The sequence below is a fragment of the Ruegeria sp. N11 genome (assembly GCF_056531525.1).
In genome coordinates this window covers 47,082-67,263 of sequence record NZ_JBQFLX010000010.1, presented here as the reverse complement: position 1 = coordinate 67,263, position 20,182 = coordinate 47,082, and the positions used below count along the sequence as shown (strand labels likewise).

17 protein-coding genes are annotated in these 20,182 nt (G+C 59.6%); 8 read left to right on the top strand and 9 right to left on the bottom strand.

The features are described from left to right. Position 1: 1 nt before the first annotated feature. The 3 genes from ACR0J8_RS12310 to ACR0J8_RS12300 form a co-directional block, all read right to left on the bottom strand. Entirely contained in the window at positions 2-982 is a 981-nt protein-coding gene (locus ACR0J8_RS12310; protein ID WP_170806572.1) for an ABC transporter permease, read from the bottom strand. Beyond that, a complete protein-coding gene (locus ACR0J8_RS12305; protein WP_170615306.1) occupies positions 975-1,982 on the bottom strand; it encodes an ABC transporter permease in 1,008 nt (335 codons plus the stop codon). The genes ACR0J8_RS12310 and ACR0J8_RS12305 overlap by 8 nt, the downstream gene beginning before the upstream one ends. A 94-nt stretch (positions 1,983-2,076) precedes the next feature. Next, complete coding sequence (locus ACR0J8_RS12300) at positions 2,077-3,783, bottom strand: peptide ABC transporter substrate-binding protein (RefSeq protein WP_170615308.1); 1,707 nt, start codon at positions 3,781-3,783, stop codon at positions 2,077-2,079. 285 nt (positions 3,784-4,068) lie between these two features. Here ACR0J8_RS12300 and ACR0J8_RS12295 point away from each other — a divergent pair, with 285 nt between their 5' ends. From ACR0J8_RS12295 to ACR0J8_RS12280, 4 genes are read left to right on the top strand one after another with little or no spacing between them, the layout of a single operon-like run. After that, positions 4,069-5,889 (top strand): ABC transporter ATP-binding protein, encoded by a 1,821-nt coding sequence (locus tag ACR0J8_RS12295; RefSeq protein WP_170806571.1) that lies wholly within the window; start codon positions 4,069-4,071, stop codon positions 5,887-5,889. 5 nt (positions 5,890-5,894) lie between these two features. Then, on the top strand, positions 5,895-7,061 hold the full coding sequence (gene argE, locus ACR0J8_RS12290) for an acetylornithine deacetylase (RefSeq protein WP_480525196.1): 1,167 nt from the start codon (positions 5,895-5,897) through the stop codon (positions 7,059-7,061). 51 nt (positions 7,062-7,112) lie between these two features. After that, complete coding sequence (locus ACR0J8_RS12285; RefSeq protein WP_480525197.1) at positions 7,113-8,279, top strand: M20 aminoacylase family protein; 1,167 nt, start codon at positions 7,113-7,115, stop codon at positions 8,277-8,279. An 18-nt stretch (positions 8,280-8,297) separates the two neighbouring features. Then, entirely contained in the window at positions 8,298-9,461 is a 1,164-nt protein-coding gene (locus tag ACR0J8_RS12280; protein WP_480890441.1) for a M20 aminoacylase family protein, read from the top strand. Between the two features lie 94 nt (positions 9,462-9,555). On the opposite strand, the gene ACR0J8_RS12275 is transcribed toward ACR0J8_RS12280, so the two are convergent. Continuing rightward, positions 9,556-10,851: a 3-deoxy-D-manno-octulosonic acid transferase gene (locus ACR0J8_RS12275; RefSeq protein WP_480890438.1), complete on the bottom strand. Its 1,296-nt coding sequence runs from the start codon at positions 10,849-10,851 to the stop codon at positions 9,556-9,558. A gap of 1 nt (position 10,852) precedes the next feature. Next, positions 10,853-11,860, bottom strand: a complete 1,008-nt coding sequence (gene moaA / locus ACR0J8_RS12270) for a GTP 3',8-cyclase MoaA (protein WP_170806566.1) — start codon at positions 11,858-11,860, stop codon at positions 10,853-10,855. A 90-nt stretch (positions 11,861-11,950) separates the two neighbouring features. Between moaA and ACR0J8_RS12265 the strand changes: the two genes are divergently transcribed. Continuing rightward, positions 11,951-12,367 (top strand): hypothetical protein, encoded by a 417-nt coding sequence (locus ACR0J8_RS12265; protein WP_170806565.1) that lies wholly within the window; start codon positions 11,951-11,953, stop codon positions 12,365-12,367. Here the strand turns inward: ACR0J8_RS12265 and ACR0J8_RS12260 are convergent. The 4 genes from ACR0J8_RS12260 to glmU are packed head-to-tail and all read right to left on the bottom strand — an operon-like array spanning position 12,355 to position 16,774. Beyond that, positions 12,355-13,041, bottom strand: coding sequence for a DNA alkylation repair protein (locus ACR0J8_RS12260; protein ID WP_480890435.1), 687 nt, complete (start codon positions 13,039-13,041; stop codon positions 12,355-12,357). The genes ACR0J8_RS12265 and ACR0J8_RS12260 overlap by 13 nt on opposite strands. Continuing rightward, on the bottom strand, positions 13,031-13,591 hold the full coding sequence (locus tag ACR0J8_RS12255) for a pyridoxamine 5'-phosphate oxidase family protein (protein ID WP_480890432.1): 561 nt from the start codon (positions 13,589-13,591) through the stop codon (positions 13,031-13,033). Before ACR0J8_RS12255 ends, ACR0J8_RS12260 begins: the two co-directional genes overlap by 11 nt. A gap of 3 nt (positions 13,592-13,594) precedes the next feature. Continuing rightward, on the bottom strand, positions 13,595-15,418 hold the full coding sequence (gene glmS / locus ACR0J8_RS12250) for a glutamine--fructose-6-phosphate transaminase (isomerizing) (RefSeq protein ID WP_480525208.1): 1,824 nt from the start codon (positions 15,416-15,418) through the stop codon (positions 13,595-13,597). Between the two features lie 3 nt (positions 15,419-15,421). Then, positions 15,422-16,774, bottom strand: a complete 1,353-nt coding sequence (gene glmU, locus ACR0J8_RS12245) for a bifunctional UDP-N-acetylglucosamine diphosphorylase/glucosamine-1-phosphate N-acetyltransferase GlmU (protein WP_480525210.1) — start codon at positions 16,772-16,774, stop codon at positions 15,422-15,424. 134 nt (positions 16,775-16,908) lie between these two features. On the opposite strand from glmU, the gene ACR0J8_RS12240 reads away from it, so the two are divergent. From ACR0J8_RS12240 to ACR0J8_RS12230, 3 genes are all read left to right on the top strand, one after another. Beyond that, a complete protein-coding gene (locus ACR0J8_RS12240; protein WP_480890427.1) occupies positions 16,909-17,580 on the top strand; it encodes an HAD-IA family hydrolase in 672 nt (223 codons plus the stop codon). Between the two features lie 39 nt (positions 17,581-17,619). Continuing rightward, positions 17,620-18,819: a DegT/DnrJ/EryC1/StrS family aminotransferase gene (locus ACR0J8_RS12235; RefSeq protein ID WP_480890424.1), complete on the top strand. Its 1,200-nt coding sequence runs from the start codon at positions 17,620-17,622 to the stop codon at positions 18,817-18,819. 166 nt (positions 18,820-18,985) lie between these two features. Then, entirely contained in the window at positions 18,986-20,149 is a 1,164-nt protein-coding gene (locus ACR0J8_RS12230) for an isovaleryl-CoA dehydrogenase (protein WP_480525216.1), read from the top strand. The last annotated feature ends 33 nt before the right edge of the window (positions 20,150-20,182 follow it).

The following is a 20,182-nucleotide window of genomic DNA, read 5'->3' as shown; positions in this document are numbered from 1 at the left end:
TTCAACGTCCGCGAATACGCGGGTCCAGAGCGTCGCGCAGACCGTCACCCAGATAGTTGACGCTTAGCACTGTCAGCGAGATCGCAAGACCGGGCCAGAACACGCGCTCAGGGTATTGCTGCAGATAGTCGACACCGTCAAACAGCAAACGGCCCCAGGTCGGGAAGTCCGGTGGGAAGCCCAGACCCAGGAAGGACAGTGCGCTTTCGGTGATGATCGCGGTGGCGATGCCCAGCGTGGCGGATACCATGATCGGGGACAGCACATTGGGCAGGATGTGCCGTGTGATGATCTGTCCGTTGCTTGTCCCGATCGAGCGTGCGGCCAGAACGAACTCCCGCTCCTTGATCGCCAAAACATCTCCGCGCACGATCCGTGCGGTCGGCATCCATGACGTGACGCCGATTGCAGCGACGATCAGAATGAAGATCCCGCGCTCCAGCCCGAATGCCGCCGACAGCGGTTCGCGGAACAGCAGCATCATGACCAGAAGCAATGGCAGCAGGGGCAGGGCCAGGAACAGATCGGTCAGGCGCATCAACGGCCCGTCCAGCCGTTTGAAGAACCCGGCCAGAACGCCGATGAAAGATCCCAGGAACAACGCCAGCAACATCGCGGTGATGCCCACAGAGACCGAGGTTTGCCCGCCTGACATCATACGGGCCAGAATGTCACGGCCCAACTGGTCTGTTCCAAACGGGTGCGACCAGCTTGGCCCCTGATTGCGGGACCGGATGTCGATCTGTGTCGGGTCGATGCTCCACAGATAAGGACCAATGTAGACGCCGGCCACGATGAAGATAAACAGGATGGCCCCGATCATCGCGCCCTTGTGGGTCTTGAACTGATCCCAGACATCGCGCCACTGGCTGCGGGGCGGGGTGGCCAGTTCCTCCAGCACGTCTGCCGTTGGCAGGGCGGTCGAGGCCGGGGCAAGCCCTTCGTCCGGAACCAGAGAATCCGTGCGATCATGATCAGTCATAGCGAATCCTCGGGTCCAGAATGCCATACAGGACGTCTGCGATCAGGTTGAACAGCACGATCAGGACGGCGAAGATGAAGGTCAGGGTCTGCACCATCGGCAGGTCATTGGCCTGAATGGCCCCGATCAGCAACTGGCCGATGCCGTTCACCTTGAAGACCTGCTCGGTAATGATGGCGCCGCCGAAGATGGCCGGGATGCCCAGAGCAATCACGGTGACAACCGGAATCATCGAGTTTCGCAGCACGTGGACCATCACGACGGTGTATTCGCTGAGGCCCTTGGCGCGGGCGGTGCGGACGTAGTCCTGGTTGAGGTTATCCAGCATCGAGGCGCGCATGAACCGGCTGAGTTGTGCGGTGATCTGAAGCGCCAGAACCATGACAGGCATGATCATCTGCTTCAGCTGCACGACAAAACTGTCCCAGCTATCGACCACATGTGTTGTGTCATAGATTGACGGGAACCAGCCAAGTTGGACCGAGAAGATCACGATCACCAGCACGCCCGAGAAGAAGGGCGGGACCGAGAAGCCGACCATCGACACGAATGTGCCCATCTGATCGAACCAGGAATACTGGCGGTACGCGGAATAGATTCCGATGGGCAGCGCGATCAGGATGGCGACCACATAGGCGGTGCCGACGACCCACAGGGTCTGCGGGATACGCTGAACGACGATGTCCATGACGGGCGAGCGGGTCTGCCACGAAATCACACGCAGATCGCCTTCGGAGAAGGTCGTGCCGAACATCGAGTCGATCAGCACCTGCGGTTCAATCCAGAAGAACTGCACGATCCATTTCCAGAACCGGATATGCATCGGCTGCCCGAGGCCAAGCGCCTCGCGCATCTTCTCTTTGACTTCGGGGGGGACGGTAAGCGGAACCTGCGCCATGGGATCGCCGGGTGCGAGTTCAAGCAGCAGGAAGATGACGAGACTGATGAACAGGAGCGTCGGAACGGCCAGAATCAGTCGTCTGATGGTGAAGTTGAGCATCAAAAGGCGCCTTTATTGTGCGTCTTCTTGTTGGAGTGGTGTGCAAATGACCGCGCCCCGATACAGATCGGGGCGCAGCTTTGCAACTTGATGTTTAGGATCCGGTCTTGCGGTACCAGTCTGCTGCATTCCACAGCTCGCTGTCCCAAACATTCAGGATCACGCCACCCAGGGTGTTTGCGTGCGCCGACAGACGGCCACGGTGCACCAGCGGGATCATACCGCCGTTTTCAACCATGATGTCGTTCAGACGACGGGCGATTTTCGCACGCTCTTCCGCACCGGCGGTTTCGGCCAGCTGACCATGCAGCTTGTCGAATTCTTCGTTGCAGAAGCGGCTGATGTTTTCACCCTGCCACTGCGATTCCGGCTTGGGAGCCTTGTCGCACAAGCCGTTGCCCAGATAGGACTGCGGGTCGGTGCCGTTGAAGGTGTTGGCGTACATTTCAACGTCCGCATAGAACTTCTGGAAGGTGTCGGGCGAACCCGGGTCACCGCCGAAGAAGACCGACGCGTTGATGTTGCGCAGCTCGGTTTCGATACCGATCTGGCTCCACCATTCCTTGATCAGCGCCTGGAAGTCCTGACGGACGGCGTTGGTCGAGGTCTGGTAGACGATCTTCAGCGGAACGCCGTCTTTTTCACGCACGCCGTCGCCATCAGAGTCTACGATACCCGCGTCATCCAGCAGTTTCTTCGCACCTTCGATGTCCTGCGTGTCACAGGAAAAGGTGTCCGAATTCACGGCAGCCGGGGCCGGAACCCAGTTACAGGTGACCTGACCGGCCTGGCCATAGCCGATTTCCACCAGCAGCGGACGGTCGATTGCCAGAGACATCGCCTTGTAAACCGCAGGATCCTGCAGGAACGGGTGCGGATGCGCAGCAGTCGAACGCTCGCCTTCCGGCAGATCGGGCGACGGGTTGGTCTGGTTCAGCATGATGCGCTCGACCAGCGGGCCGAAGCCTGCGACCGGAGTGCCCTTGCCGCCTTCCTGCATCTGCTGGATCACCTCGGGTGCCAGCTGCAGGTTCCAGGCATAGTCAAACTCGCCGGTTTCCATCACCGCGCGGCCCGCCGCAGTTGCGTCACCGCCACCTTTGAAAGTCAGCGTCGCAAAGGCAGGTTTTGCCGGATCACGGTAGTTGTCGTTGGCCTTCATGGTGATCACGTCGTTCGGCTTGAACTCAGTGACGACAAACGGGCCGGTGCCGATCGGGTTAAAGTTCTGCTCGGTGCATTCGGGGGCTTTCGCGCCCAGGCAGTCGGCAAACTGTGCGGCCTGAATGATCGGGCTTTCGCCGCCGACAAACGGACCATAGGGGAACGGGGTCGGTGCATCGAACGTGACCTTTACGGTCAGGTCGTCCACTGCTTCGACCGATGTGACACCTTCGAATTTGGTCACCTGCGCGCAGCCACCTTCGGGGTGCATGCAGTAGTCAGCGGTGAATTTCACGTCGGCAGAAGTAAACGGACTACCATCCGACCAGGTGATTCCCGGTGCGATTTTCCAGGTGATCGAGGTCAGATCTTCGCTGACACCGCCGTTTTCAACGGTTGGAATTTCGGATGCCAGATAAGGCACCATGTTGCCGTCCTGGTCGTAGCGGGCGAGCGGTTCGATCACCAGCGATGCCGATTCCACATCCTTGGTACCACCCGAAAGGAACGGGTTCAGGATCGACGGTGCCTGCCAGTAAATGATGCTGACATTGCCGTCCGATCCGCGCTCGGCAAAGGCCATCGGGGCCATCGCCGTGCTTGCAATCGCACCAAGCAAAAGGGTTTTGATTTTCATCATACACTCCATGTTGGACACATTCGTGTCTCGATTATCTCCGCAAGGCCTGCGGGTTTGGCGTTGCCGTGTGGGATTGTAAGGCGCTGAAAAGAAACATGTATGCAAGCCACGCTTCGCGAATTCCGCCATCTCCCAAAAACGGTTACGCGGCGTATCGAAACAGAGTTTTGGAAAATTGCAAGCCTTGCCTTAAGGAAAACCTGCAATGGGTTTGACTTTTCCCTTCCTGCCGCCTTAGCGTTTGGCATTCAAAAATAACAAGCCGCCAAGGGGAGCGTGCGCGTGCTGGATCAGCCTATTGCCCAGATCAAGAATCTCAGGGTCGAATTTCAGACCAAGGATGGTCCGGTGGTCGGGGTCGAAGATGTCTCGTTTTCGGTCAATCCCGGCGAAACCGTATGTATCGTTGGTGAATCGGGTTCAGGGAAATCGGTATCGTCTTTGTCGCTGATGCGGCTGGTGGAATTCGGCGGCGGTGAGATCGCGGGTGGGCAACTGCTGTTTGACCGGCGCGACAAGACCGAAATGGACCTGTCTGGGGCCGATCAGAATCTGATGAAACAGATTCGCGGCAACGAGATCGGAATGATCTTTCAAGAGCCGATGACAGCGCTGAACCCCGTTTTTACCGTCGGCCGGCAGTTGACCGAAGGGTTGCGGATCCACAAGAACCTGTCCAAGTCGCAGGCCGAGGACCGCGCGCTGGAACTGCTGCGTCAGGTCCGCATTCCAGAACCCGAACGGCGACTGAAGCAATACCCGCACGAGTTGTCCGGCGGCATGCGCCAGCGGGTGGTGATCGCCATGGCCATGGCCTGCGAGCCGCGCCTGCTGATTGCGGATGAACCCACCACAGCGCTGGATGTGACCATTCAGGCCGAGATTCTTGCGCTGATGGACCGGCTCAAGCGGGAAACCGGCACGGCGGTGATGTTCATCACGCATGACATGGCGGTTGTGGCGCAGATGGCCGACCGCGTCGTGGTCATGTTCCGCGGCAACAAGGTCGAAGAGGGCACGGTCAAGGAGATCTTTGAGAATCCGCAGCACGACTACACCAAGGCGCTGCTGGCCGCTGTTCCGAAACTGGGCGAAATGCAGGGAAAATCGGCCCCGGAACCGATGAAGCTGCTGGGTGTCGAAGGGCAGAACATCGCGCCAATCCCTGGCACTGAAGAAGTTCTGCTGTCCGTCAAGAACCTGACCACCCGGTTCCCCGTCAAGGGTGGGCTGCTGCGCCGCACGATTTCCAATGTGCACGCGGTCGAAGACGTTTCGTTCACCCTGAACAAGGGCCAGACGCTGAGCCTTGTGGGCGAATCAGGGTGCGGCAAATCTTCGGCGGGTCGGTCGATCCTGCGGCTGGTCGAGCCGATGGCAGGTGAGGTCAATCTGGATGGCCTTGATATCATGAAACTGGATTCTGCGGGTCTGCGCAAAGCGCGGCTGGATATGCAGATGATCTTTCAGGACCCGTTCGCCTCGCTCAATCCGCAGATGCAGCTGATCGATCAGGTGGCCGAACCGATGCGCAACTACGGTGTCGCGTCAGGCTCGGAGTTGCAGGACCGTGTGGCGCAACTGTTCGACAAGGTACAGTTGCCGCGCAGCTTCATGCGTCGTTTCCCGCACGAGATGTCGGGTGGTCAGCGGCAGCGGATCGCGATTGCCCGAGCGCTGGCGCTGAACCCCAAACTGATCGTCGCGGACGAGGCGGTATCGGCGCTTGACGTATCGGTCCAGGCGCAGGTTCTGAACCTGATGATGGAGCTTCAGTCGGAACTTGGCCTCAGCTATCTGTTCATCAGCCACGATATGGCCGTGGTCGAGCGGGTCAGCCACCATGTCGGCGTCATGTATCTGGGCCGCATTGTCGAACTTGGCCCGCGTGCCCGGGTGTTCGAGAACCCGCAGCACGCCTATACTCAGGCGCTGATGAAGGCTGTTCCGATTGCCGATCCGAACCAGCGGAAATCGGAAAAGGATCTGAATTTCAAGCCGATCCCGTCGCCAATTCATCCAATCGGCTATAAACCCGAACCTTCGGAATACCGCGAGGTCGAGCCGGGTCACTTCGTCCTAACCACGGATAGCGGTTACTGATCCTCATGCCGCACCGCCTGACGCCGCTTGAGATCATGACGCACCTGATCTCGTTCCCGACGGTGAGCCGTGAGACCAACCTGCCTCTGGTGGACTGGGTCGAAGCCTACCTGGCCAGCCACGGCATCACGTCGCATCGCTGGCCCGATCCGAACCAGCCTCACAAAGCCGCCCTGCTGGCCCATGTTGGCCCCTGGCAGGAAGGGGCGGTTGTCCTGTCCGGCCATACCGATGTCGTGCCCGTTGACGGGCAGCCATGGGACAGCGACCCTTTCACTGTTTTTGAAAGAGACGGCAAATATTTCGGACGCGGAACCTGCGACATGAAGGGCTTTGACGCACTGGCCATCTGGGCATTGGTCGAGGCGCAATACGCGGATCTCAAACGACCTCTGCAACTGGCGCTGAGCTTTGATGAGGAGGTTGGCTGCACCGGAGCCCCGCCGATGATCGAAGCCATGCAGGAGGTTCTGCCCAAAGGATCCGCGGTGATCGTGGGCGAGCCGTCGATGATGCAGGCCGTCACGGGCCACAAGGGCAGCTTCGGGTATGATACACATGTTGTCGGGTTTGAGGTCCACAGCTCGATCATGCATACCGGGGTCAACGCGATCATGTCGGCGGCGCCGCTGATCGATTGGGCCAACGATCGTAATGCCGAGAATATGGCAGCCGAACCGAGTGATGTCGCCGCGATATTCGACCCGCCCTGGACCACCTGCCATGTCGGGATGATCGAAGGGGGCACGGCGCACAATATCACTGCCAAGGACTGCCGGTTCATGATGGATTTCCGAGTGGTGCCCGGTGAACAGGCATCGCACTGGAGAACGGACTATCTGAAGCAGGTGCGGCAGATCGAAGCCCGGATGCAGCAGGTCCACCCGGAAGCGCGCATCGACGTGGCCGAGGATTTTGCAGTACCGGCGCTGGTGCCCGAACCTGATGGAGAGGCCGAGGCCTTGGTGCGATCCCTGACGGGGGACAATGCCTCGCATGTTGTCAGCTACGGGACTGAAGCGGGACAGTTTCAGGAAGCGGGCTATTCAGCGGTTATTTGCGGCCCCGGCGATATTGCACAGGCCCATCAGCCGAACGAGTTCATAACGATTGCACAGTTCAATGAAGGTCACAGATTTATGGAGCGGCTGGTAAACAAGCTCGGGGCCTGAGATTTGTGGCCACTTGGTCGATATTGAAACTCTTGTCACAGGAGGATGAAAATGCCCGTCAAAAACAGGCTAGCCGAAATGCATGGCGAGATCACCAAATGGCGCCGCCACCTGCATGCCAACCCAGAATTGATGTATGACGTCCATGAAACGGCCGCCTTTGTAACAGAGCGCCTGAAAGCGTTTGGCGTGGATGAGATTACGCCCGGTATCGGTAAAACAGGCGTTGTTGGCGTGATCCGGGGGCGGACCGACACGAAGGGTCGTGTCGTGGGTCTGCGCGCCGATATGGATGCGCTGCCCATCGAAGAGGCAACCGGGCTCGACTATGCCTCGACCGTGCCGGGTAAGATGCATGCCTGCGGGCATGACGGCCATACCTCGATGCTGCTGGGGGCGGCACAGTATCTGGCTGAGACCCGGAATTTTGATGGCACCGTTGTTCTGATTTTCCAGCCCGCCGAAGAAGGCGGCGCGGGCGGATTGGCGATGTGTCAGGATGGCCTGATGGAACGATGGGGCATTCAGGAAGTATACGGCATGCACAATATGCCGGGTCTTCCGGTGGGAGAGTTCGCCATTCGACCTGGTGCCTTGCTGGCCTCGTCCGACGAGTTCGAGATTGTTGTGACGGGCAAGGGCGGGCACGCCGCCGCGCCGCATGATGCGGTGGATACAACACTTGTCGCATCTCATATTGTCGTGGCTTTGCAGTCGGTTGTGTCGCGCACCGTCGATCCGATCAAGCGTGTGGTGCTGACGGTCGGCACCTTCGTGACTGATAGCGTTGCGTCGAACGTGATCGCGCATACGGTGCGGTTGCAAGGCACGGTGCGAACGCTGGATCCCGAGTATCGCGCCATCGCGGAAGAGCGGGTGCGCCGGATCGCCGAGGACACGGCCTCGGCCTTTGGTGCAACGGCAAAAGTGATCTGGACGCCGGGGTACCCGGCGACTGTCAATACCGATGCGGAAACAGGCTATGCGGCCGAAGCTGCGGCAGCTGTTGCCGGCAAGGTGAATGATAGCGTCGATCCGATCATGCCGTCGGAAGATTTTGCCTACATGCTTGAAGAACGGCCGGGCGCCTACATCTTTGTTGGCAATGGGGACACCGCCATGTGCCACCATCCTGAATATAACTTTGATGACGAAGCCATACCCGCGGGCTGCAGTTGGTACGCGGAAGTGGTGGAACGACGAATGCCTGTCGCATGACACACAGGGGAGAATGACATGCCTATCAAGAACCGCCTTGCCGAGATGCAGGAAGAAATCACCGCTTGGCGACGGGATCTTCATGAAAATCCGGAAATACTGTTCGAAACGCATCGCACCAGCGCGGTGGTCGCCGACAAGCTGAAGGAATTCGGCTGTGACGAGATTGTAACCGGCATCGGGCGAACCGGCGTTGTCGGCGTAATCAAGGGCAAGTCGGATACCAAAGGCAAGGTCATCGGGCTGCGCGCGGATATGGATGCGCTGCCGATCCATGAGGCGACCGGTCTGGACTATGCATCGAAAACTCCGGGTGCCATGCATGCCTGTGGCCATGACGGGCATACGGCGATGTTGTTGGGGGCCGCAAAATATCTGGCTGAAACCCGCAATTTCGATGGAACGGTTGTGGTCATCTTCCAACCTGCCGAAGAAGGCGGCGGCGGCGGGCGCGAGATGTGCGAAGATGGCATGATGGATCGCTGGAATATTCAGGAAGTCTATGGAATGCACAACTGGCCGGGTAAGCCTGTAGGGTCGTTTGCGATCCGTCCGGGTGCGTTCTTTGCAGCTACTGACCAGTTCGACATCACGTTCGAAGGCCTTGGCGGCCATGCGGCCAAACCACATGAAACTGTTGATACGACCGTCCTGGCCGCCAATGCAGTTTTGGCGTTGCAGACCATCGCTTCGCGTAATGCCGATCCGGTCGATCAGATCGTGGTATCCGTAACCTCGTTCGAAACCTCTTCCAAGGCTTTCAACGTGATTCCGCAGACGGTTCAGATCAAGGGAACCGTGCGCACCATGAGCAATGCTATGCGGGATCTGGCTGAGCGCCGGATCAACGAAATCTGCAACGGTGTTGCCGCGACTTACGGTGGGACCGCTGAAGTGACCTATATCCGAGGCTATCCGGTTATGGTGAACAGCGACGAGCAGACCGATTTTGCGGCGGACGTGGCGCGTTCAGTCTCAGGCGCTTGCGAGGAGGCGCCTCTGGTCATGGGCGGCGAGGATTTTGCCTTTATGCTGGAAGAACGTCCGGGCGCTTATATTCTGGTTGGCAACGGCGACACGGCGATGGTGCATCACCCGCAATACAACTTCAATGATGAGGCCATTCCGGCAGGATGCAGTTGGTGGGCCGAGATTGTCGAGCAAAGGATGCCGGCCGCCTGACGGCAAAGGCGATGGGGGCACTGCCCCCGTCGCGCCCATGGCGCGCCTCCCCCGGGATATTTTTAGCCAGATGAAGCGTGGACCCCGCGGGCGATCACGTGAGAGAAAGATACTTGCAGAGTGTATCTGTGACGTCGTCCAGCGCCGATTTTTGAGTGTTCACGCAGGATTTGACGGCGCTTTGGGCTTCCGCTAATGCCACTTTGTCGCTCAGCCAAGTGGTAACGGCCGTGGCAAGGTCTTGTGCTGTCCGCACCTCGATTGTGCCGCCACTTTCGATCAGAGGCGCAAATGTTTCGGCAAAGTTGAAATACCCCGGCCCGGTAATGACGGCCGCGCCGGCCTGTGCCGGTTCAAACGGATTGTGACCGCCGATTTCCTTAAGCGAGCCGCCCAAAAATACGATCGGACACAAGGCATACCAGGTTCCGGTTTCACCGAGGGTATCGGCGACGTAGACCTGCGTGTCTGCCGTGATTGGCATGTCGGCAGAGCGCAGCGACATGGAAAGGCCGGCCTGCTGGATCAATGTACCGACATCTTCGCGCCGTTCAGGATGGCGGGGGATCAGCAGGAGTAGCAGGTCGGGCCAGCTTTCCAGCAATTGCGCGTGGGCCGCCAGCACGATTTCCTCTTCTCCGGCATGGGTGGAACTGGCGATCCAGACCGGCCGCCCGGCAATCTGGCTGCGGATGCTGGTCAGCGTTTCCTTGTTCACGGGCAGGGGGGCGGACATCGACTTGAGGTTGGTCCCGGGCTTGACCCGATCAGCTTGGGCCCCCGTGGCCAGCAGGTTGGCCGCCGCCTTGTCGTTCTGAGTCAAAAACAAGCGAAACTGTTCAAGGATGAACCGTGCTGTTCGCGGACGCTTTTTCCAGCCAGCGACTGATTTATCCGACAGTCGGGCATTGAGCAGGGCAAGCGGCGTTCCCAGGTGCGAGGCCTCGACAATCAGGTGCGGCCAGATTTCGCTTTCGACGAAGATCCCGGCATCGGGCTTCCAATGGGCGAGAAACCGTCCGACGGGGCCGCCGGTGTCCAGCGGCGGGTACTGGTGGCGCGTTCTGGGCGGAAGGCGCTTTTCGATAAGGGCCGCCGAGGTCGGAGTGCCGGATGTGATCAGGAAATGCGCATCTGGCAGCTTTTCCGCCAGCCGATTGATCAGGCTGAGAACGGACAGGCTTTCTCCGACGCTGGCGGCGTGAAACCAGACCAGGCGGCCATCTGGACGGGGCTGGCTTGCGTGGCCGAGGCGTTCCTGTTGCCGTGCCTGGGGAACCCCTGCAGCCTGCAGCTTGTTGCGCACGGTACGCCAGACAAGCGGTGCGGCAATTGAGGTCAGGCCGCAATACAATCGATAAAGCAGTGTCTGGCCGTTCCGGCGCGGCATGTCAGCCGCCTGTGTGGCTCATGTGGCGGCTCATCCGGCCATCTACCGCCTGACGGGAATAGTCGAAATCATGCCCCTTGGGTTTGAGGTTGATCGCAGCGCGGATCGCGTCTTCGAGCGGTTGTTCCGTATCCGGATGATCCCGCAGCGGATCGCGCAGATCGGCCATGTCTTCCTGGCCCAGGCACATGTACAGCTCGCCCGTGCAGGTCAGCCGCACGCGGTTGCAGCTTTCGCAGAAATTGTGGCTGAGCGGCGTGATGAAGCCGATCTTCTGCCCCGTTTCCTCGAGCCGGACGTAGCGTGCTGGGCCGCCGGTCCGCTCGGCCAGATCGGTGACCCGGTAGTGGTTTTCATATTCGGCCCGTACATCCTTGAGTGACCAGTACTGATCCAGACGATCTTCGTTGCCGATGTCGCCCATCGGCATTACTTCGATCCAGGTCAGGTCCATGTCACGCTCAGCGCACCATTGCGTGATGCGCGGCAGTTCTTCCTCGTTGAAGCCTTTCAGAGCCACGGCATTGATCTTGATCCGCAATCCGGCTTTTTGTGCGGCATCAATGCCGTTCAGCACTTGTTTCAGGCGTCCCCAACGGGTGATGCGGGCGAATTTGTCGTCATCCAGCGTATCCAGCGACACGTTGATCCTGCGCACGCCCGCGGCATACAGATCCTCGGAAAAACGGTTTAGCTGTGATCCGTTGGTTGTCAGCGTCAGCTCTTTCAGCGCGCCGCTGTCCAGATGCCGGGTCATGGCGTTGAAAAAGCTCATGATGTTACGGCGCACCAGTGGTTCCCCGCCGGTTATGCGCAGCTTTTCGACGCCCAGCCGGACAAATGTCGAACACATGCGATCCAGCTCCTCGAGAGTCAGCAGGTCCTTCTTGGGCAGGAACGTCATGTTTTCGGACATGCAATAGACGCAGCGGAAATCGCAGCGATCCGTGACGGAAACACGGAGATAGGTGATGGCGCGCGCAAACGGGTCGATAAGAGGAGCTGTCATGCGACATAGGTAAAGCTGCGGCCTGCCCGCGACAAGGGTGAAGTTTCCTTTGCGCTGGCATAGATGGGCACAGATCGATAGGTTGTGGCCATGAGATATGCGGTTTTGGTGTTTTGCGCTTTGCTGGCGGGATGTGACGCGGTTCGGTCAACGACGGACCGGGTCTTTGGCGGTGGCGATGGCGTTGCCGAACCGGATGCTGCGACTGCCGGGGAAGCGATCGAACCGGAACCTGTTGCCGCCACTGCGGCTGGTTGGATCGGCGCCAGAACGACCGTCGCAGCGCTGGGTGATCCCACGACGCCGGGACGCTGGATGGAAACCCCTCTGGTCGAGACCGAGTTTACGGGGCGCGTTCTGGTCCCAAGTACGGGGGCACAGGCCTATATTGCGCTGGTCCCGGCGCCGGGACCTGAAAGCGGGGGCAGCCGCCTGTCGCTGGATGCAATGCGGGCACTTTTGTTGCCGCTCGACGCTCTGGTCGAGCTCGAGGTTTATTCCAACTGATCTTTCAGGTATTTGCCGGCCTCGCGGCGGGCAAAGGGCTTCATCTGGCTGCCATGCGCGGACAGAAACGCAATGACGCGGGACGGATCGTGTTTGGACAGTTCGCGCAGCCACCAGGCGACAGATTTCTGAATGAACCAGTCACGATCGGGAACATAACCCGCAGCCCAACCCAGAATACGGTCGCGGCGTTGCAGATCGTCGGGTTTGGGGTGGTTTTGCTTGGTCCAAGGCAGGGTGGCGACCAGCGCAGCCCTGCGGGTCCACATGTGATCTGAGGTGGTCCAGAGCTCCACCTGATCCAGCCGTTCGGGGTCTGCTGTAAGGCGCTTTTGCATTGCCATGCAGGCGTGATCGGCCACCGCCCAGGCGTCAAAATCCGGCAACCAGCTGTGCAGCAGTTCCCAGACCGCCTGATCTGGCCGGATACGGGCCTGCGTCAGCAGCTTGGCGGCAGCAAGACGGGCCTCGTGAATGTTGCTCTGCCACAGAGCGTCCGCCACTTTTACGCGATCAGAAACATCCAGCTCTTGCCGCCACGACTTGGTGAGGTCGTTCAAAACCGGATTGGCGACCCCCAGATAAGGACGCTCGACCTTGTGATAGGCCGCCATTTGGTCTGCGCGCTCTGGGTCGGCATGAGCCTTGATCTGGTTGAGATAGCTACCCGTCATCGCCGCTCTGATCCAGGGCACGGGTGGGGTGGCCGTCAATCGTGGAGTGGTTCTTGTCGACCCAATAGGCACGGATGTCCTCGTCGGATTTTCCGTCGACCCACTTTTGCATCGTGTCGCGGTCCGATTGGAATTCCATGAACGGGACCGCGTAGCCACAGGACGTCTGCACCATGTCGAGGCTGAGGTCATAGATCTGCCGGGCGCTGCGATGAGTGGGGAACAGGGCGGCCAGTTGGTCCCAGCCATCGTCGCCGACGTGCAGGGTATGTGCAGTGCCATAGGTGCGCAGGATCAGAGGGCGCGTGGTGAAGGAGCACCACATCAGCGTCATGCGATTGGTCTGCAGCAAATGACCGGCGGTTTCGTTGCCACTGCCGGTTAGGTTCAACCAAACGATCCGGTTGGGCCCAAGAACACGCAATGAATCCATGCCCTTGGGCGAGATATTGACGCGACCTTCAGGCCCTGCGGTGCCAACGAAGAACATGTGCTGGTCTTCGATGAACTTGCGTTGGGCGTCGTCCAGTTCCGGGAATTGTTTGGACATGGTTCACTCCACCGTTACGGATTTGGCCAGGTTGCGCGGCTGATCCACATCCGTGCCCTTTGCGACAGCGGTGTGATAGGCCAGCAACTGGGCCGGCACCGAATACAGGATTGGCGCCAGGCTTGTATGGACATGCGGCATGCGGATCGTGTTCCAGACGCCGTCTTCCGCGTCGGTAATGCCGTCATCGTCCGAGATGAGAATGACCTTGCCCTTGCGTGCCATGACCTCCTGCATGTTCGAAACCGTCTTGTCGAAAACGGCGTCGCGCGGGGCCATGACAACCACCGGCATATGCTTGTCGATCAGGGCGATGGGCCCGTGTTTCAATTCACCCGAGGCATAACCTTCCGCATGGATATAGCTGATTTCCTTGAGCTTCAGCGCCCCCTCCATGGCCAGTGGATACATCAGCCCCCGGCCCAGAAACAACACGTCGCGCGCCTCGGACAGGCGCTGGGCGGATTTGCGGATGGCGTGGCTTTGATCCAGCGCCGCGTTCAGGATTGTGGGCAGACCGCGCAGAGCTGCGGCGTGATCGGCCAGTTCTTCGTCGCTAAGCGTGCCCCGGTCGGCGGCAGCCTTGAGCGCAAGCATCAGCAACACGCTCAACTGACACGTGAACGCCTTCGTCGATGCCACGCCGATTTCCACGCCGGCGTGGATCGGCAGGGCGATGTCACTTTCGCGGGCAATCGAGCTTTCGGGGACATTGACGACCGAAACGATCTTGTCCGCCTTGCCCTCGCAATAGCGCAGCGCGGCCAATGTGTCCGCCGTTTCGCCCGACTGACTGACGAACAGGGCCAGTGTGCGATCAGTGATCGGTGGCTCGCGGTAGCGGAACTCGCTGGCGATATCGACTTCGACCGGCATTTTGGCCAGTTGTTCGAACCAGTATTTTGCGGTCAGGCAGGCATAGAAGGCTGTGCCGCAGGCCACCATGGTCAACCGATCCAGTTTCGTGAAATCCAGATCCGCATCGGGCAACACGACCCGGTCGCCACCGGTCGGCAGATAGGACCGGATCGCCTCGGCCACCACGATCGGCTGTTCGGCGATTTCCTTGGCCATATAATGTTTGTGCCCGCCCTTGTCGGTTCGGGTGTGATCCAGTTTGATCCGGCGCGTTTCCCGGTTGGCTAGGTCACCCTTTTCATTGCGGATTTCCAGCGACGTGCGGGTCAGGACGGCGCGGTCGCCTTCCTCGAGATATGTGATCCTGTCTGTCAGCGGGGCCAGCGCAATGGCGTCCGAGCCAACGAACATCTCGCCATCGCCATGACCAATCGCCAGCGGAGAGCCTTTGCGGGCTGCAATGATCAGGTCATCCTCTCCGTCGAACAGGAATGCCAGGGCAAAGGCACCTTCCAGCCGGTCGATCGTTTTAAAGGCGGCTTGAACCGCGTTCAGACCGGTTTTCATGTAGTGTTCGGTCATCAGGGCGACGGTTTCAGTATCGGTTTCGGTCTGGAAATCGATCCCGTTTTCTGCCAGCTCAGCACGCAATTCGCGGTAGTTTTCGACGATGCCGTTATGGACAACGGCCACCGGGCCCGCCCTGTGCGGGTGGGCGTTGGTGACCGAAGGCGCGCCATGCGTGGCCCAGCGGGTGTGGCCGATACCCGATTTTCCGGGCAATGGGTCGTGCACCAGCAGATCGCTTAGGTTGACCAGCTTGCCCACGGCCCGCCGACGCCCCAGCGCGCCGTTGTTGACCGTTGCAATTCCCGCACTGTCATAACCGCGATATTCCAGCCGCTTCAGCGCCTCGACCAGAATCGGGGCGGCCTCGTGCTGTCCCAGTACGCCAACAATACCACACATATTTTAGGCTCCTTTGTCGCGGCGAGCCTTCTTCGCCTTTAACATTTCAAACAATTTACGCGCATAACCCGGTTTGTTTTCCTGGCGTGAACGAGCCACGGCCAGTGCGTCGGGATCGACATTCCTAGTGACCACCGTGCCGGTCGCCGTCATTGCGCCGTCGCCCAGCGTGACCGGTGCCACCAACATAGTGTTGGAGCCGATGAAGACATCGTCACCAATCGTTGTTCGGTGCTTCATGACGCCGTCATAGTTGCAGGTGATGGTTCCGGCGCCGATATTGGTTCTGGCCCCGACCGAGGCATCGCCGACATAGCTGAGGTGATTGACCTTGGCACCTTCACCGATTTCGGCATTCTTGATTTCGACGAAATTACCGATCCGCGCATCTTCGGCCAATTCGGTGCCCGGACGCAGGCGGGCATAGGGGCCGACGATGGCACCGCGGCTGACATGGCATCCTTCAAGATGCGAAAAGGCGCGGATCGTTGCGCCGCTTTCCACGGTAACGCCGGGGCCAAAAACCACATTTGGTTCAATCACGGTATCGCGCCCGATCACGGTGTCAGCAGCCAGGTACACGGTCTGCGGGTCCATCAGCGTGACGCCCAGATCCATCAGTTCTGCACGAGCGCGGGTTTGATAAACGGCATCTGCCGCCGCCAGATCGGCGCGGGAATTGACACCCAGTGTCTGGGCCTCATCACAGGCAACAGCGGTGACTTTCAGTCCGCGACTTCCCGCGATTTCAACAACATCGGTTAGGTAGTACTCGCCGGATGCATTGCCATTCCCGACCGCGTCGATCAGTGAGAACAGTGTCTGAGCATCGCAGGCCAAAAGGCCCGAATTGCAGAAGGTGATCGCGCGCTCCTCCTCGGAGGCGTCCTTGAATTCAACGATCCGTTCCAGTGTGTCGCCCTTCATGACTAGTCGGCCATAACGGGCGGGATCGGCCGCCTCGAACCCCAGAATGACAAGATCGTTCTCGGCCCGCGCGGCTACCATCCGTTCCAGAGTGTCCGGTTGCAGAAAGGGTGTGTCGCCATACAGAACCACGATATCGCCGGAAAACCCGTCCAACGCGCCGCGTGCCTGCGCGACCGCGTGGGCGGTGCCCAGTTGCTCCTCCTGCACGGCGATATGCACGTCTTCATCCTCGGCTCGCGCGGCTTTGGCGACCGCCTCGGACCCGTGCCCGGTGACGATGACAGTGCGTTCGGGGGACAGAATTGCGCCTGCGCGCATGGCGTGAACCAGCATCGGGGCCTGCGCGATGGGATGCAGAACTTTTGGTATCTCCGAATTCATCCTGGTGCCTTTTCCGGCGGCGAGGATGACAAGGGCAGTGGTCATGAAATCGTTTTCTCTTTGTGTTTTGTTGTCGTCCGTTTTATCCGCTGGTTTCAAAGGCGCAAGCGGTTCGCCCATCAAACTAGATTGCCGTTTGCAACATCTCATGGCGGGTTTCTGCCGAGCAAGGAGGCAAAATGCGTACGGTGATCTTCGATCTGGACGGCACTTTGGCGGATACTTCAGGCGATTTACTGGCGGCGGCAAATCATTGTTTTCGTGAAATGGGGCACGGCGATGTTCTGACGCGGGAACAGGACGCCGGTGTTGCCTTGCGTGGCGGACGCATGATGCTGAGCCACGGGCTGAAACGGGTCGGAGCGTATGACGAGGCAACAGTGCTGGCGTATTATCCAATTCTGCTCGAGGCCTATTCGGAAGCCATTGACATCCACACCAAATTCTACCCCGGCGCGCTTGAGGCAGTCGATACGTTGAAAACCACAGGGTACGGTGTGGGTATCTGCACCAACAAACCCGAGGCTCTGGCCGATCTGCTTTTGACGCGTCTTGGGGTGCGGGATCGTTTCGCCTCGCTGGTTGGGGCCGATACGCTGGCGGTGCGAAAGCCCGATCCTGAACCCCTGCGCGAGGCCGCGCGCCGTGCTGGCGGGCACCCCGACCAGTGCGTTCTGATTGGGGACTCGGATACCGACCACAACACGGCACGCGCCGCCGGGGTGCCGTCGGTCCTGGTGACGTTCGGGCCTTCCGGCGAAGATATGGCCGCGTTGGAACCGGACGCCCTGCTGCATCATTTCAATGATCTGCCCGACGTCGTGAATGACCTGATCGGCGTGACGGCGTAAGCTCTTGACCGGAACCTTTTGCAGGATCAGAACTGGCACATGACCGAAACATTCTCTGGCAGCTTCACGCAGCAGGAACCCATCCCCGAAGACGCAATCGAAGCCGCACTGGCTGTCCTCCGGCACGGTCGGCTGCATCGCTATAACGTGGTGCCCGGGGAACTGAGCGAGACTGCGTTGCTGGAACAGGAATTTGCCGCGCAGACCGGCGCGAAATACTGTCTCGCCGTGTCCTCGGGGGGGTATGCGCTGGCGACCGCCTTACGGGCCGTCGGGGTTCAGCCGGGTGATCCGGTTCTGACGAATGCCTTCACGCTGGCTCCGGTGCCGGGGTCAATCGCCTCGGTCGGTGCCCGCCCGGTGTTTGTCGGGGTGACGGAAAGCCTGACGATCGATCTGGACGATCTGGAAGGAAAGTTGGGTCAGGCACGCGTTCTGATGCTAAGCCATATGCGCGGACATCTGTGCGACATGGACCGGCTGATGCAGATGTGTGATGCGGCGGGTGTCACGGTGATCGAGGACTGCGCCCACACGATGGGCGCGGCATGGCGGGGGCAATTGTCGGGCCGTCAGGGCGCCATCGGGTGCTATTCCTGTCAGACCTACAAGCATGTCAATTCCGGTGAAGGCGGGCTGCTGATCACCAATGATGAGGAACTGGCCGCCAAGGCCACGATGCTGTCAGGATCCTACATGCTGTATGAACGGCATCTGGCCGCCCCCGGGCCGGAGGTTTTCGAGCGCATCAAATACACCACGCCTAACGTTTCTGGCCGCATGGATAATCTGCGGGCCGCGATTCTGCGCCCGCAACTGCGGGATCTCGACCGTCAGGTGCAGCGCTGGAACGAACGTTACAGAGAAGTTGAGGCAGGTTTGCGCCAAACGCCCGGGTTGACGATTGTCGAACGCCCGGAGGCCGAGACCTATGTCGGGTCTTCGATCCAGTTTCTGCTGCTGGACTGGCCCCCTGACCGCATCGCAGAGGTCATTGCCCGCTGTGCCGCGCGAGGGGTGGAGTTGAAGTGGTTTGGCGGGGCGGAACCGGCCGGTTTTACCTCGCGCTATGACAGCTGGCGCTATGCGGAAAGCACCCGGATGCCAGCGAGTGACCGTATCCTGGCCGGCATCATGGATATGCGGGTGCCTTTGACGTTTTCGCTTGAAGACTGTCGCGTCATTGCGCGGATTATCCGATCCGAAGTCGGTGCAGTCTATCAGGCGCAATCCGATTGAGTGCGCCTGCGGCGCACGCTTGATTTCTCAAAGAAACCGCCGCCTGCCAACGGGCGGCGGTTTTTTCGTTTTGGCAGATCGTGAAACCGTAACGTTGACCGGCCGGATGCAAGCTGGTATGTCGTTATTGAACAACTGTTCATTAAACCGGCAAGGGAGGCCCCGGATGTTCACCGCAACAATGCAATTTGATCTGGGCGAAGATGTGAATGCCCTGCGCGATATGGTGCATCGCTGGGCGCAGGAGCGGGTCAAACCGATGGCCGCCGAGATCGATTCCTCGAACGCGTTTCCGAATGATCTGTGGACGGAAATGGGGGAACTGGGCCTGCTGGGCATTACCGTACCCGAGGAATACGGCGGAGCCGGAATGTCCTATCTGGCGCACACGGTCGCGGTCGAGGAAATCGCTCGCGCGTCCGCTTCGGTGTCTTTGTCTTACGGCGCCCATTCGAACCTGTGTGTGAACCAGATCAAGCTGAACGGCAACGCCGAGCAGAAACAGAAATACCTGCCACGCCTGATTTCCGGTGAGCATGTCGGCGCGTTGGCGATGTCCGAACCTTCGGCCGGATCCGATGTAGTGTCGATGAAGCTGCGGGCCGAGAAACGGAACGATCATTATCGGCTGAATGGCAACAAATACTGGATCACCAACGGCCCGGATGCCGATACGCTGGTTGTCTACGCCAAGACTGATCCGGACGCAGGGTCCAAGGGCATCACCGCCTTTCTGATCGAAAAGGAGATGACCGGGTTTTCGACCTCACCCCATTTCGACAAGCTGGGGATGCGCGGGTCGAATACCGCCGAACTGATCTTCGAAGATGTCGAAGTGCCCTTCGAGAATGTTCTGGGCGAGGAGGGCAAAGGCGTTTCGGTGCTGATGTCCGGGTTGGATTACGAACGCGTCGTTCTTGCGGGGATTGGAACCGGTATCATGGCGGCCTGTCTGGATGAGGTCATGCCTTATCTGGCCGAGCGCAAGCAGTTTGGCAAACCAATCGGTACCTTTCAGCTGATGCAGGGCAAGATCGCCGATATGTACACCGCGATGAACTCGGCCAGAGCTTATATCTACGAGGTCGCAAAGGCCTGTGACCGGGGCGACGTGACCCGTCAGGACGCGGCGGCTTGCTGCCTCTATGCGTCGGAGCAGGCCATGACGCAGGCTCATCAGGCGGTTCAGGCAATGGGCGGGGCCGGGTTCCTGTCCGACGCTGCGGTCAGTCGCATCTTCCGGGATGCAAAGCTGATGGAGATTGGTGCCGGGACCAGCGAAATCCGTCGGATGCTGATCGGGCGCGAAATGATGAACAAGATGCTCTGAGATAATTCGCCCCGCAGGCCAGTGGACCAGCGG